The organism is Legionella rowbothamii (genome assembly GCF_900639985.1).
GTDB lineage: Bacteria > Pseudomonadota > Gammaproteobacteria > Legionellales > Legionellaceae > Legionella > Legionella rowbothamii.
Genome location: NZ_CAAAIM010000002.1, coordinates 351,083 through 357,500, shown reverse-complemented (window position 1 = coordinate 357,500; position 6,418 = coordinate 351,083). Strand labels below are relative to the sequence as shown.

Below are 6,418 nucleotides of genomic sequence, written 5' to 3'. Positions count from 1 at the left end.
TTTCACCTGGGCTAATCCAACCTAAGTCGCCACCTTTTACCGCACTGCCTGTATCTAAAGAGTATTGTTTTGCCATGGTCGCAAAATCTTTACCCGCTATTAATTGTTGATAAATATTATTTACCTGTTTCTTGGCATCTTCAGGAAGCATGCTGGCATCGGTCTTTAACAAAATATGACGTGCATGAGTTAAAGTAACCACATGGTGTTGCTTTGCCGCATCAGCGCCACCAACACTGACTAGCTTAATTAACTGCAAACCATTACCCGCACGTAGAGGACCAACAACCTGGCCAACTTTCATATTAATTACTTCTTTGGCAAAAAGTTCGGGAAGCTCTCCAAGATGTCGTTCTCCTAAATCACTTCCTTCTAAAGAAAAACTGCTCATAGAACTGTCAAAAGGCAGGCGACTAAAGTCTGCTCCTTTTCTAATGCTCGCGAATACACGTTCAGCGGTCTTTTGTGCTTTTTGCACTTCAGCAGCACTAGGTACATCACTTAATGGAATTACTATATTTTGTAAGTGATAAGTGAGGTTAGTGCGATCTACAGGAAGATCACCCTCTGTTTTTAAAAACTGCTCTACTTGCTCATTGGTAATGCGTACGTCACGACCTACAGCTTTTTGCTGTAAATTAGACAAAACTATTTCTTTACGAATACTCTCGCGGTATTCATTCCATCCCATACCCTGGCGTGTTATTTCTTCACGTAATTGTGCCGTCGTAGCATGATTAGCTGTAGCAATTCGCTCAATCGCTTGATTCAACTCAGTATCATCAACAGTTATACCATTCTGTTTTGCCATTTGCATTTGCAAATCAACATCAATTAAATGCTGTAATACTTGTTTACGTAGTACGTTATCTGGAGGAAGTTGCATTCTTTGTGCAAGTAGCTGTTTTTTAGTTAAAGACACTTGCTTATCCAACTCACTTGAAGTAATCACTCCATTATTTACGACAGCAACGACCTTATCTAATAATTGCTTTGCCTGAGTTGTACTGACTACTGCAAACAGCATAAAAATAAGCGCTATTTTTTTACACATACAAAAATCCTTCCTTATTTAACCTTTTTCGAGCAATTTGGATGCGTTCCTTGCACTAACTCGAAAATATTAAAATTATCGTCACACTAAGTTATTTTTAATCAAAATACAAGCAGCCCTGCCTAATTTTTTACCATCACCGGCGAAATGGATCATTATACCCTGGAATGTAAGTATTTAAGATCCTACTTGGATCGCTTGTAGCTACAGATCCTAAGCCTTTTAATAGTATTTGCAAGTACACGTTGTTATTGTACTGTGGTTGATACGATTCATTTAAATTTTTAAAGGTTCGTCCACCTAAAATACGAACAGCCCAACAACAATTATCATACTGCATACCCAGTAAAGACATCATACTGTAATCTTTACTAATATTATGGCTATAAGCGCCTATAGTGCTCCACTTTGCATTTAAAGGCAAAGAAAACGCAACTAGGGCCTGATGTAATGCATTATCACTTTTGGCATTATTTCGTACTGAAGTAACATCGCCATTTACCAGATAGGTATAACCAAAGTTAAGAATAGCATTAGGCGCAGGTTGATAATGCAGATTTAAATCGCCGTTATTCGTAGCCGAGGTAGCAGTATCCCAGACATAATCACCAGTGATGCTCCAAACTGGATTAAAATGATATACCGCGCGTGAGGCAATCGGAGATGTATCCGCAAAAGGTGACAATTGCCCTATTTCTAAGGGATTTGCAATACAAGGACCAGTCAGGCTTCGACATAATTGCACATTTCTATTCGTAAAATATTTAATTTGACCCACAGAGAAATTAGCGCGCTCAAACCCGGTTTCCTCAGATAACCAGCGTGTAGTCACAGCATAAGATAATTGATTCGCATCCCCAATACGATCAAAGCCCGAAAAGCGATTTGTTCTAAATAATTGATCTACATTAAAGATCATGTTGGCCGTATCATATATAGGGATAGCACTTTGATCTTGGTAAGGCACATATAAATAATACAGGCTAGGCTCTAATGTTTGAGTGTATCCCTTGCCAAACCAATTAAAATCGCGTTCAAAAAACAATCCTCCACGCACATCATAACGAGGTATAAAACGATTGTAGTCTGTATGTTTAGGCCCCCAGTTATTACTTACTTCATAATAATTCTCTACAAACTCGACAGAAGGAGTAATGTATCCCCAGGCTTTACGCTGCGGTAACATAAGAACAGGATTAAAATGCAATCTGGGACCACGAGGCACGCCTATTTGAGCCCCCTCCCACTTCGTTCCAGGCCAGAAGAATTGATCATATTGTCCTACGATGTTTAAATTTGCATGCATTGGCAAATCATAATAATAACCGCGTGCCGCAATTTGCGGTAAACGTTCATACTGATCAGCAATTGGTGTCTCATTAACTGGATGTAAGGTTTGGTAGCTTTGGGCCATACCTCTAAAAATCCAATTCTCAGTCGTATAAGTTAAATCCGCTTGTCGCAATAATTGCCTTTGCGTAATGAAGGCCAAATTGGTACTGAAATCTTGAAAATAATAATCATCCGAAACTTGTTGCACATTTGCATTAAAACGCAAATTAGGGGCCAATAGTGTGGATTCTAATACCCCTAAAGACCAACGATTCGTTGAGTTGTGCTTTAACCTAGGGAACTCCCATTCATGATCGTGCAAAAAGTTACGGAAGGCGGCATCTTGAGGTAAAAAAGTACCGCTAATAATGCCACTACTTTTTTCCGTTAAATACCGATAATCAGCTCCCAACATCACCCCACGTTCGGTATATAAATGTGGAGTTAGAGTCAAATCATAATTGGGCGCCATGTTCCAGTAATACGGAATGCCAAAGTCAAATCCACCGACATTAGAGTATCCTGCAACAGGCATGAGGAAGCCTGATTTACGCTCTTTACTCGTGGGAAAACTTAAATAGGGAAGATAAAACACCGGCCACTCCCGAATGCGTAATTTTACATCCCGAGCCACACCGACTTGCTTCTTCTCATCAATTTTTATTGATTTAGCCTCCAGCATCCACGCTTTATCTCGAGGCGCGCAAGTGGTATAGGTTGCCTGATTTAATAAATAATCAGAATTAGCAAAACGTTGCATTAAACTCGCACGCCCCCAGGCGGGCAATATCGCATGACCTCTATTGGTATTAAAACGATAGATAACATCTTCGGTTTGCCCGGATTTATCTTGAGGGTTAATACTCGCTTTACGCGCGATCATTAACTTATCAGGTTCTAAATAATGCACATTACCTAAAAACTCTATGCGTGTAATTTGATTAGTTTTGGCATCTCGATATACATGCGCTGTTTCTGCGTTAACAACACGCTGTGTTTGTCGAATTTCTACATTTCCGGATAAAGTTGAGGGCTTATCTTGGAAAAACGATACCCTATCCGCCATGATGCGTAGCTCATCTGGTGAGGCAAGAGGAGTTACTGTAATAGGGCTATACGTGCCTAAACAAACAGGAGAGCTGCTGTCATTTTGCCAACCTAAACATTGAGCTAATTTGCTTCTTACTGCATTGGTTAAATCAACATCGCGTGCGACCACACAGGCTTGTATTGGTTCATAAGTCAGGGAGTCCGCATGGGCCAAAGAGTGATGAATCACCATCAGCGTAGTCAGGGTGATTGTTCCCCCTCCCATCAAGAACCATTTAACTGAAATCTTGTTCACAGGTAATAAAATGCCTTATTATGCACACAAAAACTATATACTGCGTGCTAACACAGTTAAAAATCAAGTAACAATTCGCTCTAAGAGCAAGGTGAATCGTTACATGCCAAAAATAATGTCGGGAAGTATATCATGCATGAAAGAGAAAACGCACTGAAAGAGTGGCTTACGCAAGTGCTTGAACAACAAGATTTTGTTTTGATCCCTTTAGCTGGAGATGCCAGTTTTAGACGCTATTTCCGCGTACTTCATAATGGGTTGACTCAGGTAGTTATGGACGCACCTCCAGGTAAAGAAGATCTACACCCGTTCATGCATGTTGCGCAAACATTAGAGCAAGCAGGAGTATGCACCCCGAAAATTATTGCCAGCGATACACGACAAGGCTTTTTATTATTGAGTGATTTGGGTGATCAATTACTTTTAAATGTGCTTAATCCAGAAACCGTTCAACATTACTATCATCAAGCGATACAAGCCCTATTTAAAATTCAAACCTGTACGATTAATGATCCGATGCTTGCACCATTCGATTATCACTTCATGGTTAGAGAAATGAGCCTCTGTCCTGAATGGTTTCTCAACGCCTATCTTTCTCTAGAACTGAATGATGCGGAAACAGCGTTATTACAAGGCTCCATTGACTGGATTGCTTCTGAAGTTGCGAAACAACCGTTAACATTTATTCATCGAGATTATCACTCGCGTAATTTAATGTTGGTAACGGATAGCGGTGAAACTCAATTAGGAGTTATTGATTTTCAAGATGCCATGCGCGGCCCATTTACTTATGATTTAGTATCATTACTGAAAGACTGCTATATTTCTTGGCCCCGAGAGCAAGTTCTTGAATGGGTGGAGCTGTTTTATAAGCAAAATGTCTTAGCCAGCCAATATTCTCTTGCTGAATTTATTCGTGCTTTCGACTTGTGTGGGCTACAAAGGCATTTAAAAGTATTAGGTGTGTTCTCCCGCTTACATCTACGTGATAATAAACCAGGTTATTTAAAAAACCTTCCTCTTACTTTAAATTATGTCCTTGAATGTACAGAAATTTACCCGGAACTTCACCCCTTGCTGCACTTTTTCCAAATGAGAGTTTATTTACCATGAATACGGCCATGATACTCGCTGCGGGACGTGGGGAACGCCTAAAACCCTTAACCGAGATAAAACCTAAAGCTTTATGTGTTGTCAAAGGAAAACCATTAATTGAACACCATGTTATCAATCTAGCGAAGGCTGGATATGAAAAAATAGTAATTAATCATGCCTATCTTGGTGGACAAATTCGTCAGTTTTTGGGTAATGGTGAACGTTGGGGAGTTCAAATTATTTACTCCGCCGAGCCTCCTGGTGGCTTGGAAACTGGCGGGGGCATTGTCAATGCCTTATCTTTATTAGGTAATCAACCTTTTATTACGGTGAATGCAGATATTTATACCGACTTTGATTATAGCTTATTGCCAACCCCCGAGCTCAACTCCATCCATGTCATGTTGGTTAATAAAAACCCGACGTTAAATCATCATGGAGATTTTGGTCTGATTAATCAACAGCAATTAACAAATGCGAACCGCGAATATACTCTAGCAGGTATTTGTTGCTATCACCCACAAGTATTTTCAGAATGCAAACAAGGAAGGTATTCTGTTGCTCCGTTGATTAGGCGTTATACCGATTTGGCTAAGGTAACAGCTGAGGTTTATAGTGGCCTTTGGTTTGATATTGGTTCGTTGGATCGCTTATATGCAGCGAATAATACCTAATATTTGCGTATGATTTTCCGTAATCTGATTTAGTTGCCGTTTAAAGAGGTCCTGGTTGCAAGCAACCAGGCTACATAATTTATATGTATAGTTAGTGAGCAGAAACTCCAGGGCCAGTTTCAACTTCCGGACCTTCCAGACCTTCGTCTTTATTCACCTTAGCAACAGTCTCAACTGCACGCTCAGCACCTTTTGTAATTTCTGCAGCTTTTTCCTCTCCAGGATAGTTACGTTCTCTAGTTTGAATATTAATCCCTTTATTAGCCATGTACTCCTCTAACCCCCCCTCATCCATCAGCTTTTTAATCGTCTCTGGACCAACGCGGGTCTTTTCGTTTTGTACCTGATCATTAGCATGATAAATGAAGCCACCTTTGATGACATAATCTTTAGATGCCAGCCATGCATTAAACACCTTATCAAGATTACTTACTGTCTCTGGCTCTACTGCGCCATCACTAGCGGAATAACCACGAACATAATGCCCATCGGCACTAATGGCATAATCGACTTTGACATCCGAAACCTTGCCAGCCATTTGTTTCACAGCAGCTTCAGCAAGATTATTCTGCATATTTTTCAAATCTGAAGTTTCTATTTCCTGACCAGACCAGGGTTGACCATTTACCGTCAGTTTAAAGCGGACATAATCAACAAACTTATCTACTGCAGCAATGATGTTTTCTTTTAACTCCGGATTCTTCGCTAGGAACTTAGATTTAGTTGCTAACTCTCTCACACGCGAAGCGAGATACTCCGCACCTTCAATTGTAGCTCCTGCCGTTTCCATTGAAGACTTAATTTCTTGAGTAGTTGGAAATCGCTTCTCGCCCATAATTCGAATCTCACACTAAATTTATTAACGCATGCCCTAAGTATAGCAAATTAGATGTCAACAAATTGACATCTAATTTTGCA

At 40.1% G+C, this 6,418-nt stretch carries 5 protein-coding genes (1 of these 5 only partly in view); 2 read left to right on the top strand and 3 right to left on the bottom strand.

What is annotated here, in order from left to right; all coding sequences use genetic code 11:
• Positions 1–1,054, bottom strand: partial view of a peptidylprolyl isomerase gene (locus E1P08_RS06775; protein WP_133136263.1) — the 5' portion only. 251 nt of this gene lie to the left of the window's left edge; the window shows 1,054 of its 1,305 coding nt (coding positions 1–1,054); it begins with the start codon at positions 1,052–1,054; its stop codon lies off the left edge, out of view.
• Between the two features lie 136 nt (positions 1,055–1,190).
• Positions 1,191–3,701, bottom strand: coding sequence for an LPS-assembly protein LptD (locus tag E1P08_RS06770; RefSeq protein WP_133136280.1), 2,511 nt, complete (start codon positions 3,699–3,701; stop codon positions 1,191–1,193).
• Positions 3,702–3,863: 162 nt separating this feature from the next.
• On the opposite strand from E1P08_RS06770, the gene E1P08_RS06765 reads away from it, so the two are divergent.
• A complete protein-coding gene (locus tag E1P08_RS06765) occupies positions 3,864–4,844 on the top strand; it encodes an aminoglycoside phosphotransferase family protein (protein WP_133136262.1) in 981 nt (326 codons plus the stop codon).
• On the top strand, positions 4,841–5,500 hold the full coding sequence (locus E1P08_RS06760) for a nucleotidyltransferase family protein (RefSeq protein WP_133136261.1): 660 nt from the start codon (positions 4,841–4,843) through the stop codon (positions 5,498–5,500). Before E1P08_RS06765 ends, E1P08_RS06760 begins: the two co-directional genes overlap by 4 nt.
• 91 nt (positions 5,501–5,591) lie before the next feature.
• Here the strand turns inward: E1P08_RS06760 and E1P08_RS06755 are convergent, their stop codons facing one another.
• Positions 5,592–6,335 (bottom strand): hypothetical protein, encoded by a 744-nt coding sequence (locus E1P08_RS06755; RefSeq protein ID WP_133136260.1) that lies wholly within the window; start codon positions 6,333–6,335, stop codon positions 5,592–5,594.
• Between the last annotated feature and the right edge of the window lie 83 nt (positions 6,336–6,418).